The organism is Candidatus Synechococcus calcipolaris G9, assembly GCF_029582805.1.
Lineage (GTDB): Bacteria > Cyanobacteriota > Cyanobacteriia > Thermosynechococcales > Thermosynechococcaceae > Synechococcus_F > Synechococcus_F calcipolaris.
In genome coordinates, this window is sequence record NZ_JAKKUT010000002.1 from 627,930 (window position 1) to 643,416 (window position 15,487).

14 protein-coding genes and 1 pseudogene are annotated in these 15,487 nt (G+C 51.4%); 6 read left to right on the plus strand and 9 right to left on the minus strand.

Annotated elements, in window-relative coordinates:
- The first annotated feature begins 68 nt into the window (after positions 1-68).
- The 3 genes from thrC to L3556_RS05740 are packed head-to-tail and all read left to right on the plus strand — an operon-like array spanning position 69 to position 2,963.
- On the plus strand, positions 69-1,367 hold the full coding sequence (thrC, locus tag L3556_RS05730; RefSeq protein WP_277866346.1) for a threonine synthase: 1,299 nt from the start codon (positions 69-71) through the stop codon (positions 1,365-1,367).
- Positions 1,368-1,422: 55 nt separating this feature from the next.
- Entirely contained in the window at positions 1,423-1,698 is a 276-nt protein-coding gene (locus L3556_RS05735; RefSeq protein ID WP_277866347.1) for a MoaD/ThiS family protein, read from the plus strand.
- 11 nt (positions 1,699-1,709) lie between these two features.
- A complete protein-coding gene (locus tag L3556_RS05740; RefSeq protein WP_277866348.1) occupies positions 1,710-2,963 on the plus strand; it encodes a NupC/NupG family nucleoside CNT transporter in 1,254 nt (417 codons plus the stop codon).
- 11 nt (positions 2,964-2,974) lie between these two features.
- Here the strand turns inward: L3556_RS05740 and L3556_RS05745 are convergent.
- The 4 genes and pseudogenes from L3556_RS05745 to L3556_RS05760 all read right to left on the minus strand — a co-directional run.
- Positions 2,975-3,088: pseudogene (locus tag L3556_RS05745) on the minus strand (transposase); the annotation flags it as partial.
- A gap of 62 nt (positions 3,089-3,150) precedes the next feature.
- Complete coding sequence (locus L3556_RS05750; RefSeq protein WP_277866349.1) at positions 3,151-4,392, minus strand: LL-diaminopimelate aminotransferase; 1,242 nt, start codon at positions 4,390-4,392, stop codon at positions 3,151-3,153.
- A 125-nt stretch (positions 4,393-4,517) separates the two neighbouring features.
- Positions 4,518-5,810, minus strand: coding sequence for a homoserine dehydrogenase (locus L3556_RS05755; RefSeq protein ID WP_277866350.1), 1,293 nt, complete (start codon positions 5,808-5,810; stop codon positions 4,518-4,520).
- 135 nt (positions 5,811-5,945) lie between these two features.
- Positions 5,946-6,746, minus strand: a complete 801-nt coding sequence (locus L3556_RS05760) for an ion transporter (RefSeq protein WP_277866351.1) — start codon at positions 6,744-6,746, stop codon at positions 5,946-5,948.
- A 101-nt stretch (positions 6,747-6,847) separates the two neighbouring features.
- Here L3556_RS05760 and L3556_RS05765 point away from each other — a divergent pair, with 101 nt between their 5' ends.
- Both L3556_RS05765 and L3556_RS05770 read left to right on the plus strand, forming a co-directional pair.
- The gene (locus L3556_RS05765) at positions 6,848-8,047 is read left to right on the plus strand and encodes a SpoIID/LytB domain-containing protein (RefSeq protein WP_277866352.1); all 1,200 of its coding nucleotides are present in this window, start codon (positions 6,848-6,850) and stop codon (positions 8,045-8,047) included.
- Positions 8,048-8,123: 76 nt separating this feature from the next.
- Positions 8,124-9,656 (plus strand): YifB family Mg chelatase-like AAA ATPase, encoded by a 1,533-nt coding sequence (locus L3556_RS05770; protein ID WP_277866353.1) that lies wholly within the window; start codon positions 8,124-8,126, stop codon positions 9,654-9,656.
- Positions 9,657-9,776: 120 nt separating this feature from the next.
- Here L3556_RS05770 and L3556_RS05775 read toward each other — a convergent pair whose 3' ends face one another.
- From L3556_RS05775 to L3556_RS05795, 5 genes are all read right to left on the minus strand, one after another.
- On the minus strand, positions 9,777-10,130 hold the full coding sequence (locus tag L3556_RS05775) for a DUF1257 domain-containing protein (RefSeq protein ID WP_277866354.1): 354 nt from the start codon (positions 10,128-10,130) through the stop codon (positions 9,777-9,779).
- A 118-nt stretch (positions 10,131-10,248) separates the two neighbouring features.
- Positions 10,249-11,793 carry a stress-responsive protein Ycf46 gene (gene ycf46, locus L3556_RS05780; protein ID WP_277866355.1) on the minus strand — a complete coding sequence of 515 codons (1,545 nt, stop codon included), beginning with the start codon at positions 11,791-11,793 and terminating at the stop codon, positions 10,249-10,251.
- Between the two features lie 246 nt (positions 11,794-12,039).
- Positions 12,040-12,363 carry a slr0373 family blue light stress response protein gene (locus L3556_RS05785; RefSeq protein WP_277866356.1) on the minus strand — a complete coding sequence of 108 codons (324 nt, stop codon included), beginning with the start codon at positions 12,361-12,363 and terminating at the stop codon, positions 12,040-12,042.
- A gap of 150 nt (positions 12,364-12,513) precedes the next feature.
- Positions 12,514-13,428 (minus strand): ornithine carbamoyltransferase, encoded by a 915-nt coding sequence (gene argF / locus L3556_RS05790; RefSeq protein WP_277866357.1) that lies wholly within the window; start codon positions 13,426-13,428, stop codon positions 12,514-12,516.
- Between the two features lie 124 nt (positions 13,429-13,552).
- Positions 13,553-14,749 (minus strand): RNA polymerase sigma factor, RpoD/SigA family, encoded by a 1,197-nt coding sequence (locus tag L3556_RS05795; RefSeq protein WP_277866358.1) that lies wholly within the window; start codon positions 14,747-14,749, stop codon positions 13,553-13,555.
- A gap of 219 nt (positions 14,750-14,968) precedes the next feature.
- Between L3556_RS05795 and L3556_RS05800 the strand changes: the two genes are divergently transcribed.
- Positions 14,969-15,475 carry a CYTH domain-containing protein gene (locus tag L3556_RS05800; RefSeq protein ID WP_277866359.1) on the plus strand — a complete coding sequence of 169 codons (507 nt, stop codon included), beginning with the start codon at positions 14,969-14,971 and terminating at the stop codon, positions 15,473-15,475.
- The last annotated feature ends 12 nt before the right edge of the window (positions 15,476-15,487 follow it).

A 15,487-nucleotide genomic window follows, 5' to 3' on the forward strand; every position in this document is an offset into this window, starting at 1 on the left:
GGGTATGTTTGACAAGTCTTTTTTGGGGGTGTTAGCATCAGTTCAATTCCACTGGATGGTATGACTCCATGACCGCAACTGCTACCGCTGCTACGACTTCTGCCCATTTCACCCACCTCAAGTGCAAGGAATGCGGGGCCGAATACGAACCCCAAGCGATTCATGTGTGTGAATATTGCTTTGGTCCCCTAGAAGTGCGCTACGACATTAGCCAGTTAGCCAATACGGTGACGCGCCAGACCATTGAAGCGGGGCCCCATTCCATTTGGCGGTATCGTCCCTTTTTGCCGGTCACCTCGGACAATCCCATTGACGTGGGTACGGGCATGACTCCCCTGGTGAAGGCGAATCGGTTGGCACGGCGGTTAGGCCTAAAAAATCTCTACATTAAAAATGATGCGGTGAATATGCCCACCCTCAGTTTTAAGGATCGGGTGGTCTCCGTTGCCCTGACCCGGGCCCGGGAATTGGGCTTTACGACGGTGTCCTGTGCCAGTACCGGAAATTTGGCGAACTCTACAGCCGCGATCGCTGCCCATGCCGGCCTCGATTGTTGTGTATTTATTCCCGCCGACTTAGAAGCAGGCAAGGTGCTAGGAACCTTAATTTACGCCCCCACAGTGATGGCGGTACAGGGCAACTATGATCAAGTGAATCGCCTCTGCTCAGAAGTGGCCAATACTCATGGCTGGGGCTTTGTAAATATTAATTTGCGTCCCTACTACTCCGAAGGTTCCAAGACCCTGGGCTATGAAGTGATTGAACAGTTGGGGTGGGAACTGCCGGATCATGTGGTGGCTCCCCTGGCCTCCGGTTCCCTCTATACCAAAATCTATAAGGGCTTCCGGGAATTTGTGGAAGTGGGTCTAGTGGAGGATAAGGCAGTTCGCTTCAGTGGGGCCCAAGCCGAGGGATGCTCCCCCATTGCCCAAGCCTTTCGGGAAAACCGGGATTTTGTCACCCCAGTGAAACCCAATACCATTGCTAAGTCCATTGCGATCGGGAATCCTGCCGATGGTGTCTATGCCCTAGATATTGCCCGGAAAACCCAGGGGCAAATTGAGTCAGTCACCGATGCCGAAATCGTGGCGGGTATTAAACTGCTGGCAGAGACCGAGGGCATCTTTACGGAAACCGCCGGGGGCACGACCATTGCCGTTCTTGAAAAACTGGTGGCTGCTGGAAAAATCGACCCGGAGGAAAAAACCGTGGTCTACATTACCGGCAATGGCTTGAAAACCCAGGAAGCGATCCAGGGCTGTATTGGTGAACCCCTCACCATTGAACCCAAATTGGCCAGTTTTGAGCGGGCCCTGGAGCGGTCGCGTACCCTAGAACGGTTGGAATGGGAGCCAGTGCTAGTGTAATTGTGGTTTATTTTGGGCAGTTGTTGTATTCTTGGAGAGATCAAAAGGCAAATTTATGGCTGTTAAAGTTTTAATTCCTACCCCGCTACAAAAACTCACCCGCGATCAGGCGACCTTGGAATGCCAAGCGGGTTCAATTACGGAGCTACTGGATAGTCTGGAACAGGATTGTCCCGGCATTAAGGGACGACTCTGTGATGAATCGGGTCAATTACGGCGATTTGTGAATTTCTACGTCAATAACGAAGACATTCGCTTTTTAGATGGCCCGGAAACGCCCTTGAGCGATGGTGATGAGGTGAGTATTATTCCCGCGATCGCCGGGGGTTAAATTTTTTCCTAATGGAACGACTCATTTCCTTGTTGGGGTTGTTCGTCTTTATTGGGATTGCCTATGCGCTCTCGGTGAAACGGGCGGCAATTAATTGGCGAACTCTCCTGTGGGGGGTTGCTCTGCAAATTTCCATCGGCGTTATTATTCTCCGCTTGCCCATTGGCTATCAATTTTTCCAGGCCTTGGGGAATGGCATCGGTTACTTTCTTAATTTTTCCGATGTCGGAGCCGAATTTGTGTTTGGCCCGGATTTTGCCGATCACTTCATTGCCTTTAAGGTGATGCCGACGATTATATTTTTCTCGTCATTTATTACCATCCTTTACCATTACGGTATTTTGCAGCGGGTGGTGCAGTGGCTATCCGTCGCGATGGTCAAAACCATGAAAACCTCCGGCAGTGAGTCCCTAGTCTGTGCGGCGAATGTCTTTGTCGGCCCGGCGGAAGCACCGCTGCTTGTCAAACCCTACGTCAAGGATATGACCCTTTCGGAACTGCACGCGATTATGACCTGTGGATTTGCGACGATCGCCGGCGGAGTCATGGCTGCCTATATTTCCCTGGGCATTCCCGCCGAGCATTTAATTGCTGCCTCCGTCATGTCGGCTCCGGCGGCCCTGGGGATTTCTAAGGTGATGTATCCAGAAACCGATACGCCGCTTACCCTGGGGGATCATGGGGATACCCAGGTTCAGCGCACCAGTATTAATGTAATTGATGCGGCCACCATCGGGGCCCTCGATGGCATGAAATTGGCCTTGAACATTGTTGCCTTACTGATTGCCTTTACGGCCCTGGTTGCCGCCATCAACGGGTTATTGCAAGTGTTGGGGGGCTGGATAAATTTTCCCCAGTTATCCTTGGAGTGGATTTTTTCCTTTGTATTTGCGCCCATTGCCTGGTTAATGGGGGTGCCCTGGCAGGATGTGGGCCAGGTAGGAATTTTACTGGGTAAGAAAACGGTTTTGAATGAATTCTTTGCCTACCTCGATCTCAGTGCGCTGATGAATAATGCTGCTGAGATTGCCGCTGGAGAGGTTGAAGCGGGGACAGTTCCGGTGATTTCCCAGCGATCGCAAATTTTAGCCACCTACGCCCTGTGTGGATTTTCTAGCTTGACGGCCATTGGCATTCAAATTGGCGGCATTGGCGCGATCGCCCCCTCACGGCAACACGATCTGGCCCGTTTAGGCCTCCGAGCCATGATTGGTGGCTCCCTCGCCTGTTTTATGACCGCCTCTATCGCCGGAGTATTACTCTAACGTGAGTTCGGTTGATCAATCACCGTCTCAATAATGGCCCGTTTTCTGAGCATCAAGCGATCACTCAATCCCAACAAACGATTCTTCATGTTGCCTCGTAGCTTCGTGATCATTTGTATGACCTTATCCCGAACTCACGTTGCGATAGCTGTCGCCTGTTTCCTTAGAACATTGCAATAGGAAGCGATTAACTCGCAAAACACTGAGTGATCCGCTGCATTGCTTCAGTCACATTCTCCCGACTGTTGAAGGCAGAAATCCGAAAATAACCCTCACCGGCGGCACCAAACCCTGAACCAGGGGTTCCCACCACATGGCACGTTTGTAGCAACTCATCAAAAAAGTCCCAGCTAGAGAGGCCTTCAGGGGTCTTCAACCAAACATAGGGGGCATTCACACCACCATAAACGGCAAACCCAGCCTGGGTTAGTTCTTCGCGGATCAGTCGGGCATTTTCCAGGTAAAAACGTATCAACCCTTGCACCTGGGCTTGGCCTTCCGGGGTATACACCGCTTCCGCCCCCCGCTGGACAATGTAGGACACCCCATTAAATTTGGTCGATTGTCGCCGTTGCCACAAATGCCATAGGGATACGGCTTCATGGCCAGGGGTTGGCGTCATGCCCATGAGGGATTTTGGCGCCACCGTAAAGGCACAACGGGTTCCCGTAAAGCCAGCATTTTTAGAGAAGGAACGAAACTCGATCGCACAGTCCCGGGCCCCAGGAATTTCGTAGATGGAATGGGGAATGGCCGGATCCGTAATAAAGGCTTCGTAGGCGGCATCAAAGAAAATAATCGATTGATGGGCAAGGGCATAGGTAACCCAAGCTTGCAAGTACTCCCGTGTGGCTACGGCTCCCGTGGGATTATTGGGAAAACACAGATAAATTAAATCAACGTTTTGAGTAGGAAGGGTGGCTTGAAATTGATTGTTGGCGGTAATGGGCAAATACACCAAGCCTGCGTACTCGCCGAGATCATTAGCGGGGCCGGTGTGACCTGCCATCACATTGGTATCGACATAGACGGGATATACCGGATCCGTGACCGCGATGGTATTCTCATTGCCAAAAATATCTAAAATATTGCCCGTATCACACTTGGAGCCATCGGAAATGAAAATCTCACTGGCATCAATGTCACAGCCTCGAGATTGGTAATCGTGGGCAGCAATCTTCTCCCGTAGCCAACTGTAACCCTGTTCCGGGCCATAGCCCTTAAAGCGATCGCGATCGCTCATATCTTCAATGGCAGCTACCATGGCTTGACGACATGCTGCCGGTAATGGCTCCGTGACATCGCCAATGCCTAAGCGAATCAGGGGAGCATCGGCATGGGTTTCCAGAAAGGTATGGACGCGCCGAGAGATTTCTGGAAAGAGATAGCCCGCTTTCAGTTTGAGGTAATGCTCATTAATTGTAGCCATGGAGGAAAATAATATCCAAGAATATTTAGCAGCTTAATGGATAGTTGGCAGACACTCACTGCTCAACAGTAATGGGGCCACCAAGCTATTTGACAAGCTACTTTTAAGTGTACCAAAGCCGATACTCAGGCTAATACCCGCAAAACCGTGGGAATGTGATCCACCCCATGGAGATGCTCAATTTCTTTCATGGCCTGGCGAAATTCCCCTTCCCGTACCTGATGGGTGACAACCACAATTTCCGCCAGGTTTTCCTTTACGCCAATTTGGACGAGGGATTCTAAACTCACGCCATGGTTGCCAAAGCAGGTACCCAATTTGCCGAGTACCCCTGGATGATCCTGGGCCAACAGACGGGCGTAGAAACGACTCATCACCTGGGTAATCGGGGCAATGGTGCAATAATGGCGATGACTACAGGTGAGGAGGGGGTGATTGACCTTGCCCATGGGTAGGAGAGCGGCAATGTTAATCAGATCGGCAACAACCGCACTGGCGGTGGGCCCGGCCCCGGCCCCTGGGCCATAGAACATGACCTGACCTAAGGGTTCCCCCTCTAGAAGAACCGCATTATATACGCCATTAACGCCAGCGAGGGGATGGTCTAGGGGGACAAGGGTGGGATGAACCCGCACATCTAGACTATCGCTGCCACGATGGGCATCCCGATGGGCGATCGCCAGTAATTTAATCACAAAGCCTAGTTTTTCCGCATAGGCAATATCCACCGCCGTTACGCCGCGAATACCTTCACAGTGAACCTGATCTAATTTGATCCGACCATTAAAGGCCAAGGAGGCAAGAATGGCGATTTTATCCGCCGCATCTAACCCATCAATATCGGTGCTGGGGTCTGCTTCCGCATAACCTAACCGCTGGGCATCGGCCAAAATGGAATCAAACTCCCCCTTTTCCTGCTGCATTCGGGTCAAAATATAGTTGGTGGTGCCATTGAGAATGCCGGTGAGGGTATGGATACGATTGCCCCCTAGGCTTTGTTTCATCGGTTGGATAACCGGAATGCCCCCCGCGACCGCCGCTTCCAACATCACGTAAACCCCCGCTGCATTGGCCGCCGTAAAAATTTCATTCCCATAACGGGCAATAACTGCTTTGTTGGCGGTGACAATATGCTTCCCCTGGGCGATCGCCGTCAAAATCAAGGATCGGGCTGGCTCTAGTCCTCCCAAGACTTCCACAACAATATCAATATCTGGATGACGGACAATGGCCTCTAGGTCTGTGGTTAGGATTCCCGCCGGCAGCGTGATTGGACGAGGTTTGCTGACATCTTTGACACCAACGGCAGCAATAGATAACCAACGCAGAAGGGGATGACGCTTTTCACTATCCAAAAGAACTTGGGCAACACCGCCGCCAACGGTTCCTAAGCCCAGTAAACCAATCTTGTAAGTCACCGAATTGTACCTGTTGTACTGTCTGCCTTAATTTTACTGAGGTGTTGGCATTCAGGGGCGATCCTGCATGGAGATACCCTTTCCCTGTTTCCTACTCTGTCCGCTCCCGCTTTTTTGCATATTTTTTATTTTCTATTAATTTTCCAAAAGAGTGCCACAGCGTTTGCAGTGGTAAGCATCGGGATCATGGAAAAGTAAACCACAATTAGGGCAGGGAGACTCCACCTGACGGGTTGTTTTCACCAGTTGCTTAATTAAATCGCCGATCTGCCAGGGAATGAGGGCAATGCCGGTAAAAATCATGGAAACGGTGAGGAGCCGCCCCACTTCGGAAATGGGGGCAATGTCGCCAAATCCCACGGTGGTCATTGTCACTACCGCAAAATAAAAGGCATCTAAAAAGGTCGCAAATTCTTGGGGGTTGACGATATGCTCGGTCTGATAAATGAGGCCCGAGTACACAAATAAAATCGCTAGGAGGGTTAGTAAAATCCGACCAAAAATAATCGTATCACTGACATTTAAGGCCCCCAGCAGCGATCGCCCCTCTAGGAATCGAAATAAACGAAGAATCCGAAACCAGCGAAAGACACGAATAAAGGTAATATCGACAAGTCCAATAAAAAATGGAACCAAGGTCAATAAATCGATCAGGGAATAAATACTCACCATATAACTGAACCATTTTTCCGCCAGCCACAGCCGCAACACATACTCCGCTGCAAAAATCACTAAAATAATCCAGTTAATCCCATCTAGGGTTTGGCTAATCTGTTCTGGAAGCGTGTAGGTTTCAGAAATAAAAATGACCAAGGAGAAAAGAACCAAAACCATAGCAACAATATCCAGGGCGGCCTCCTGATCCCGCAGCCATGCTCTCAAGGATTGCTCGGAACGCTTGGGAGATTCTTTTTGCTGTTTAATGGGAGGGGCCATGGCGGGTCTTGGGGATACTCAATCTTGCATAGGGTCAATGGTTGAAGGTTATGGCTACAATACATAAGGTCATTAATGGATTGTACGTCAGACATTTTCTAATGCAACTTCCCGTTCTTCACCTTAGCCAACACCTGAGCCAGGCCAGCCCTCGCCACAGACTCCTCCTAGGGTTGGGTCTGGGGATTCCTCTGGTCGTCCTGGTGGGATTAATGATCAAAGGCTCTACACCGGCCCAAACCCTTGACCAGCCCCAAGCAATATCCCAGGAGGGGCCCTTACCTGATCCGATGTTACCCAGCGATCGGTTATCGGGCGATCGCCCCACTGGAATGATTCAAGCTCTCACCTCCGGCGCAGAAATATCACTTTTAGAACGCTCCGCCAATCGCCGCAATCCCCGTCCCTTACTCAATGGCAAAGATCCCCTCCTGGCCAGGGTCTCCCCCACTCCATCTTCAACCACCCAGGTTAACCGTTCCCCAGCGGCTCTGCCCACCACACCAGGGCCGGCGGCCTCTCCCCTAGCGGCCTTACCCGCACCACCACGAACCCTACAATCGATCCCCCCCAGTCAGGGGCCAGCCCCCCACGTGCGGGTTGCCATTTCTCGCGGCCAGACCAGTTTAGGGGTGGGAGCATCCACCACCGCCAGCTTGAGTAGTGATCAAGGCCAATCCCTGGGTAGTTTAGCTCCCGGCCAAGCTGCATCCGTACAATTGAGAGACGGTCATTTGCTGTGGAATGGCCAAGCCCTGGCCCGCTCCCTCTGGATTACGCCCCAATCCGGTGGTCTCACCTATGTGGATGGTCGCTGGTATCGGGGTAAAGTGCGTCTGGTGGCCGAGTCCAGTTCAATTACGGCCGTCAACCAGGTGGATCTGGAGCAATATCTTGTGAGTGTGGTGGGTGCGGAAGTCTATCCCAGTTGGCCCATGGATACCCTCAAGGCCCAGGCGATCGCCGCCCGTTCCTATGCCCTCGCCCAAATGTTCAGCCCCGCCAATCGCTTCTTTGATTTGGGCAATGATGAACGCTGGCAAGTTTATAAAGGAACGGAGAGCGAGTGGAATACTAGCCAACAGGCCGTTGAAGCCACCCGTGGTATTGTCTTGACCAAAAGTGGTCGGGTTCTCGTGTCTATGTATGCGGCTACCGATGATATTGTCCGGGATGTCTTTGGCGGCCGGGGCATGAGTCAAACTGGAGCCTACGAACTGGCAAAACAGGGATTTAGTTACCTAGATATTTTGGCAACGTATTATCCTGGGGCTGGGTTATCCCAAGTGCAGCTACAGTAGGAGCATCAGAATAAACGACGAATCATGACGAAAAAAACTTAAAAAGAGTTTAGAGGAATTGTATTGAGGAATCACGATGTTAGCCCGGGTCTGGAGTGCCGCTCTTTTAGGGATTGAGGCTATTCCGGTTGGTGTGGAGGTGGATGTATCCGGTGGCTTACCTGGCATTGTTGTTGTTGGTTTGCCGGACACGGCGGTGCAGGAGGCCCGCGAACGGGTTAAAACCGCCCTACGAAATGCGGGCTACGCATTCCCCATGCGGCGAATTGTCGTCAACCTCACTCCCGCAGATCTACGCAAGGAAGGGCCCAGTTTTGATTTGCCCATTAGTATGGGTATTTTAGCAGCCTCCGATCAAGTGGCGACGGATATCCTCGGGGATCATCTATTTCTGGGGGAAGTGTCCTTAGATGGTAGCTTGCGGCCGGTAGCAGGGGTCTTGGCGATCGCCGCCACTGCCAAAGAACAGGGCATTACCGGCCTCATTGTACCGACGGGCAATTTGCAGGAAGCCGCCGTCGTTGCCGGCCTCAAGGTCTATGGCTTTAACCACCTTGGGGATGTGGCTGCGTTTCTCAATGATCCAAGCAGCTATCAACAACCCACAACGCCCCCCCCAACCGCGTCATCGGGACTTGTTTCATCGCCACTCCTAGATCTAAAAGATGTCAAGGGCCAGTCCCATGCTCGACGGGCCTTAGAAATTGCGGCAGCAGGGGGACATAATCTCATCTTTGTCGGCCCCCCAGGCAGTGGTAAAACCATGTTGGCCCGACGTTTACCGGGAATTTTACCCCCCCTCAGTTTTGATGAAGCCCTAGAAGTCACCAAGATTCACTCCGTTGCTGGCTTGCTCAAGGAACGGGGACAATTGATTCAATCTCGTCCCTTCCGGAGTCCGCATCATTCGGCATCGGGGCCAGCCCTCGTCGGCGGGGGTAGTTTTCCCCGCCCCGGTGAAATTTCCCTCGCTCACAGGGGGATTTTATTCATGGATGAATTAACTGAGTTTAAGCGAGATGTCCTCGAATTTTTGCGTCAACCCTTAGAGGATGGTCAGGTCACCATTTCCCGGGCCCGCCAGTCCGTTACTTTTCCTGCCCAATTTACCCTAGTGGCCAGTACCAATCCCTGCCCCTGTGGCTACTTTGGCGATCCAGTACAGGCCTGCACCTGCTCCCCCCGCCAGCGACAACAGTATTGGGCTAAATTATCCGGCCCCTTAATGGATCGCATTGATCTACAAGTCACCGTCAGCCGACTGAAACCGGAAGAAATTACCCGCCAATCCACGGGAGAAGCATCGGAGTTGGTGGGGCAGCGAGTTGCAAGAGCCAGGGATCGCGCCCTAGAACGTTTTAAGAACGAGAAAAATCTGCATTGCAATGCCCAAATGCAAAGTCGCCACCTGCGCCGTTGGTGTGTCCTAGATTCCACCTCTCGCCAACTCCTGGAAACGGCGATCGCAAAACTAAGTCTGTCCGCCCGCGCCACCGATCGCATCCTCAAAGTCGCCCGCACCATTGCCGATTTAGCCGGCCAAGATACCCTTGCCCCCGCCCATGTTGCCGAAGCCATTCAATATCGCACCATTGATCGAGTGCCATAGCACAAGTTACGAAGGTTCTTACACAGGATCAAAAAAACAAAAAAATAGGCTGACCCCATCGAGCCAGCCCATCATTTAGTCTTATTTAGGAACGCGCACTTGACAATCCGAGTATTGCCCTTAGCTATGAACCACGAGCTTGACATTAGCGTTTTGTAAGCCAGGACGCTTCACCTGCGACAAGGTTTGGTTAATGGCATACTTTTGATTAATGGCATTGATTAACTCAGTTTGGTTGTGCTTTTTGGCCACACCCCAGAGATCGGCAATCAAATCAAAGGTACCATTGGCATTCTGAGACCAGCCTAGATCGTACTCACCATCTAAAACTGCCACAATATCTGAGCGAACCCGTTGGCCATTGTAGCCTCGGACATCGGCATCGGTTTTGATGGCAATACCCAGATCCTGCAAGGAGCACTTCAGGATTTCGGCATCAGTGATTTTGGTGCGAAGGGTGCTGAAATGAGACATGATTGGATTTCCTCCAGATTGAGACAAACATAGTACGGGACTGAATGAACCACAATTTATGCTAGGCAAACCCCTGTGGTTTGGGTCTTTCTCCCGTCGGGGAACGGAAGCAAGCTTGTTAAAACTCCAGCCGTTGATACTCGGCGACTGAAGCGGCCGCTGGTCGGGCCCGTTGCCTGGCCCAATCTCGTAGGGCCGTAACTTGTTCGTGCATGGTTTTGGAAAGGGGTTGGGTGGCACGACTTGAGGCAATAATATCTAGTTGGGTAAATTCCCGTCCCTGGGCAAAGGCTTCGTACATGGCAGCGACGATCGCCTGTTCAATTTCTGCCCCGGAAAAGCCATCACAGACACTCGCTAACTGATCTAAATCAAAACGGTCAATGTCATGGCGGCGTTTGGACAGATGAATCCGAAAAATATCCTTGCGTTCTTCCGCATTGGGTAAATCGACAAAGAAAATCTCATCAAAACGACCCTTGCGGAGAAACTCACCGGGCAAACGTTCGACACGGTTAGCTGTGGCAAGGACAAAAACAGGAGAGGTCTTTTCCTGCATCCAAGTGAGGAAGGAGCCAAAAATTCGACTAGAAGTGCCGCCATCAGAATCGGCCGAACCAGCCCCGCCGGCAAAGGCCTTATCCATTTCATCAATAAATAGAATGGCTGGAGAAATAGATTCAGCGGTTTTCAGGGCACTGCGGAGATTCGCTTCCGATCGCCCCACCATGGAGCCATCGTAGACCCGGCCCATATCCAACCGCAGCAGAGGCAACCCCCACAGCCGAGAGGTGGTTTTAGCAATGAGGGATTTACCACAGCCCGGTACACCCAAAATAAGCATCCCCTTGGGTTGGGGCAGGCCATACTCCCGTGCTTTTTCCGAGAATGCGTTATCCCGTTGCTGTAGCCAAACCTTAAGCTCTTCTAGACCACCCACCGAGTCGATGGTATCATCCACATCCATGTATTCCAGGATGCCATTGCGACGAATGAGTTGCTTTTTCTCCGAGAGAATGACATCTACTTCCCCATCGCTAAGGCGACCGGCGGTAACCTTGGCTTTGCGATAGACCTTTTGGGCTTCGTCTCGGGTTAAGCCTAGGGCTGCCTTCAGGAGTTTTTCTCGCACCTCTGGGGTCAGTTGTCGATTGCGCTGGCCATTCACCTGCTCCGAGAGAACATCATCCAGTTCCGCAATATTGGGGAGGGGATAATCAACAACGGCCACTTCTTTTTCTAGCTCTACGGGAATCCGTTGGGCCGCTTCCGGCGACATTAAAATAATCGTTTTTTGGCTGGTCTTGAAACTGGCGATCGCATCTCGCAGGGAGCGGGTGACTGGTGGCGAATCAATAAAGGGATGGAGGTCTTTGAAAACATAAATGCCCGGTTCCCGTTGATGAACCACCCACTGAATCGCCGCCTCTGGAGAGACCGTATTGTGATGATTGGTATTGCGCGCCTGGCCGTACTCCACCATGCCATGGGTGACAGTCCAAATAAATAGACGGCGAGGGCTTTTTCCTTGACTTTGATTCTGGGCAATTTCGGGATTCTGGGCAATTTGGGCGATGGTTTGCTCTGCCCGCTCTTCCTCGGAGGTTAATAAATAGATCAGGGGATACTGGGCCTGAATTAAAATACCGAGTTCTTCTTGCATTGCCATCACCCCCTTTTGTTAATTCTTTAGTGGATTGAAGTGGATTATTTTAAGTCGATACGACTTAGATTTATGAAACTAATAAATGATCGGACACGAACGGGTGGGAAAATAAAAAATTGAATGGGGAACATTGCTCGGATTGTGATCTTCCGAACGTTCCAAATTCAACATCTTACCCTGACCCTTGGACCCCTAATCTAAAGGATTAGACGAGTTAAACTAAAAATGAGTCAAACAAATCGCCTAGCGAGCAGCGACCAACTCAGTGGGCAGGGTGGGAACAGTTAAACCCTCATCATCGATTACCGTGGGCTGATTGGCCAGGGATGCCAACTCATTGCCGCGAACAACTAAGGCGCTGGCGCATTCTGGGCAGCTATAGACCCGGTGAGCTTCACCATGGCGGTTCGCGTCTGCTTCAGCCACCAACTCAGCATGTTCTAAGTAAAACTCAATTGCCCGCTCCGCTAGGGCAGACATGGTTTCCTGCTGAACGACGGATGAAATCTTTAACTGACGATGCAGTTCCGACGGCAAATACAATGTAACTTTCTGTTTGTCTTCCATAAGAAGGTAAAGAATATGTACCTAAAAGGTATTGAATGCTAGTCTAGACCAAAAAAACGGAAAAGCGTCAAAAACGTTACTTAACTTTACATTTGGCGTTACATCCGTTACATGGATACTCCCTAGCCGTTCCCCTAGGGGAGACTGAGCCTAGGTTAAAATACTGGCCAAGAGGGCTTTTTGGGCATGGAGTCGGTTTTCTGCCTGTTCCCACACCCGGGATTGGGGGCCTTCCAGAACGGCGGCGGTAATTTCTTCTTCCCGGTGGGCAGGTAGACAATGGAGAACAATGGCTTGGGAGTCTGCCTGCTGCAAAATATGATCATTGATTTGATAGGGCTGAAAGAGGGGAAGTCGATCGGCGGCTTCACTTTCCTGGCCCATGCTGGCCCACACATCGGTATAGAGGGCATGGGCCCCCTGGGCCGCGACGACGGGATCACTGGTGATGGTCACTTCACTTTTAGTGGCGGCGATCGCCTGGGCCTGTTCCACAATGGCTGCTAGGGGTAGGAAACCCGGTGGAGCGGCAATGCGAATATTAACGCCAACGAGGGCACACCCCAACAGGAGGGAATGGGCCACATTGTTGCCGTCACCAATGTAGGTCAAGGTAAGGCCCGATAGTCCGCCAAAGGATTCCTGTAGGGTTAACAAATCCGCCAAAATTTGACAGGGGTGTTCCAGATCGGTGAGGGCATTGATCACCGGAATTCTGGCATGGTCGGCAATGGTGGTTAGGTCAGCCTGGGCAAAGGTGCGTACCGCTAGGGCATCCAGATAGCGATCGAGGACACGGGCCGTATCTGCCAAGGGTTCCCCCCGTCCCACCTGGGTAGATTGGGGATGGAGATCAATGATTTGCCCCCCCAATTGATACATGGCTACGGAAAAACTAACCCGGGTGCGGGTAGAGGCTTTTTGAAACAGTAAACCTAGAACCTTGGCACATTTTGGGGCGATCGCCCCGACTTTCATCTGGGTGGCAAACTCTAGGAGATAGAGCAATTCCGAGGGTTGTAAATCCCCTAGGCTTAATAGATCCCGACCCCGTAAACCTTCCATACTCCCCTCTTACCCACAACTGGTTTCTTACACTGTGCTTGTAGCTTATCTGAAACCACGATTGTGGGAAACATAGTGGCAAAAATCCTTAGGGATTCTAGATATGGATCTGGGTATCAATTCCTCACCCTAGTCCCTCTAGGTAATCTTGCACCTGATGGCGACGCTGGGGTTGGCGCAATTTTTGCAGGGCGCGATGTTCAATCTGACGAACCCGTTCCCGAGAGAGGCCAACCTGTTTACCCGTTTCCGTTAAGGAGCAGGCAGATTCCTGTCCTAAGCCAAACCGGAGAACAATGACTTGCCGCTCCCGATCGCTCAGATCACTCAACAGTTGGCGGATATCCTGTTGGAGAGCTTCCTGAACCAGTCGGGCATCGGGAGAAATCTCCGTTGTTTCTAGCAGATCTTGCAATTCAGTATCCTTATCTTTGCCCACCTTGGTTTCTAGGGAAATGGCGCGGGGTACCCGTCCGAGGGTGTCACGGACATCCTCCACTGTCACATTCAACTCTGCGGCAATATCCTTCAAGGTGGGTGTACGGCCATGGGTTTGGGATAATTGACGTTGAGCTTTTTTGATCCGGTTGAGTTTTTCTACCACATGAACCGGTAAGCGGATGGTACGACTTTGGCTGGCGATCGCCCGGGTAATACTTTGGCGAATCCACCAGTAGGAATAGGTACTAAAACGATAGCCCTTGGACGGATCAAACTTTTCTACGGCCCGCTCTAGCCCTAAATTACCCTCTTGAATTAAATCTAGGAACTCAACTCCCCGATGCTGATACTTTTTGGCCACGGAAACCACTAAACGCAGATTGGCATTCATGAGGCGATGTTTAGCGGCTATCCCCTGTTTTTGAATCACCTCTAGTTCCGCCACGGAGATCCCCAAGGCTTGGGCCCAGACAGCTTGACCTTGATGGAGGAATTGGCGCAGTTCCATCACCGACAGATGGGCAGCTATGGCCCACTGCTCTAAGGAAGGGCGTTGCCCCCGTTGACTGGCCAGGCGATCGTGAATCTGCCACAGGTCTTGGAGGTGGGCCAAGGTGGAATTTCCGGCTTTAATGCGCCGATCTCGTTCTCCTAAAGCATCTTGATAACGCTTTACCCGCTGGGCTTGGGTAATTTCCTCGGCATGATTCAATAGGCGAACTCGGCCAATTTCACGGAGATAGACACGCACCAGATCCGTCGTTTGCCGCTGGGTTGCCAGGGCTTCTGGGCCATCTAAAGGATAGGAAATGTCTAAGCTTGCTAAGTCCATGGGGGAACAGGTTGATGGTAGTTCAGGCATTGAAATTGAATGAATCATGAATGGATTACCCACAGAAACGGGACACGGAATAGGTGATGGCGTGATGGAGCAAAACGCTTTTTTCTTACTATTTAACTTAAGCTGTTTAATAGAGGCAGACCGTGACCCCACCGGAGGGATGGGTGTGATGTTGATCAATAGGATGGTCGAGCCTACCTGACCTAGTGCGACCTAGAACAACAATTAACTCACCCCGAGAATGGAGTACGGCTGACAATGGCCTGGGAAATTGAACGTAAATTTTTAGTCCAAAGCGATCGCTGGCAGGATGATGCCGATGTCGGTATTGCCTATGCCCAGGGCTATCTGTCCACTCATCCAGATCGGAGTGTGCGGGTGCGGATTGCCGGCGATCGCGGCTATTTAACTATTAAGGGAAAAAGCGAGGGACTACGCCGCCGGGAGTTTAATTACGCCATTCCGGTGGATGAGGCCTGGGATTTACTGGAGCATTTGTGCCCACCCCCCCTCATTGAAAAAACACGCTATCGATTACCGTTGGGGGATGTGGTTTGGGAAATTGATGAATTTGCGGGAGACAACGAAGGGCTAATTATTGCGGAAGTGGAATTGAACCACCCAGAGCAAACCCTCTCCTTGCCGGACTGGTTGGGGGAAGAAGTGACCCATGATCCCCGTTACTATAATGCCCAACTCAGTCAAATTCCCTATCGCCAGTGGGATGATCCTATGGGGTATCCTGAATCCGCTCCCACCAAATAGTTAGTTTAGTCT

Excerpts from the sequence above, each read along its gene's own strand:
- ycf46 (WP_277866355.1), bottom strand. The coding sequence starts at position 11,793 with ATGCAAGAAGAACTCGGTATTTTAATTCAGGCCCAGTATCCCCTGATC.
- L3556_RS05795 (WP_277866358.1), bottom strand. The coding sequence starts at position 14,749 with ATGATTCATTCAATTTCAATGCCTGAACTACCATCAACCTGTTCCCCC.
- L3556_RS05750 (WP_277866349.1), bottom strand. The coding sequence starts at position 4,392 with ATGGCTACAATTAATGAGCATTACCTCAAACTGAAAGCGGGCTATCTC.
- L3556_RS05765 (WP_277866352.1), top strand. The coding sequence starts at position 6,848 with ATGCAACTTCCCGTTCTTCACCTTAGCCAACACCTGAGCCAGGCCAGC.
- L3556_RS05760 (WP_277866351.1), bottom strand. The coding sequence starts at position 6,746 with ATGGCCCCTCCCATTAAACAGCAAAAAGAATCTCCCAAGCGTTCCGAG.
- L3556_RS05735 (WP_277866347.1), top strand. The coding sequence starts at position 1,423 with ATGGCTGTTAAAGTTTTAATTCCTACCCCGCTACAAAAACTCACCCGC.
- L3556_RS05775 (WP_277866354.1), bottom strand. The coding sequence starts at position 10,130 with ATGTCTCATTTCAGCACCCTTCGCACCAAAATCACTGATGCCGAAATC.
- L3556_RS05770 (WP_277866353.1), top strand. The coding sequence starts at position 8,124 with ATGTTAGCCCGGGTCTGGAGTGCCGCTCTTTTAGGGATTGAGGCTATT.
- argF (WP_277866357.1), bottom strand. The coding sequence starts at position 13,428 with ATGGAAGGTTTACGGGGTCGGGATCTATTAAGCCTAGGGGATTTACAA.
- L3556_RS05800 (WP_277866359.1), top strand. The coding sequence starts at position 14,969 with ATGGCCTGGGAAATTGAACGTAAATTTTTAGTCCAAAGCGATCGCTGG.
- L3556_RS05740 (WP_277866348.1), top strand. The coding sequence starts at position 1,710 with ATGGAACGACTCATTTCCTTGTTGGGGTTGTTCGTCTTTATTGGGATT.
- L3556_RS05785 (WP_277866356.1), bottom strand. The coding sequence starts at position 12,363 with ATGGAAGACAAACAGAAAGTTACATTGTATTTGCCGTCGGAACTGCAT.
- thrC (WP_277866346.1), top strand. The coding sequence starts at position 69 with ATGACCGCAACTGCTACCGCTGCTACGACTTCTGCCCATTTCACCCAC.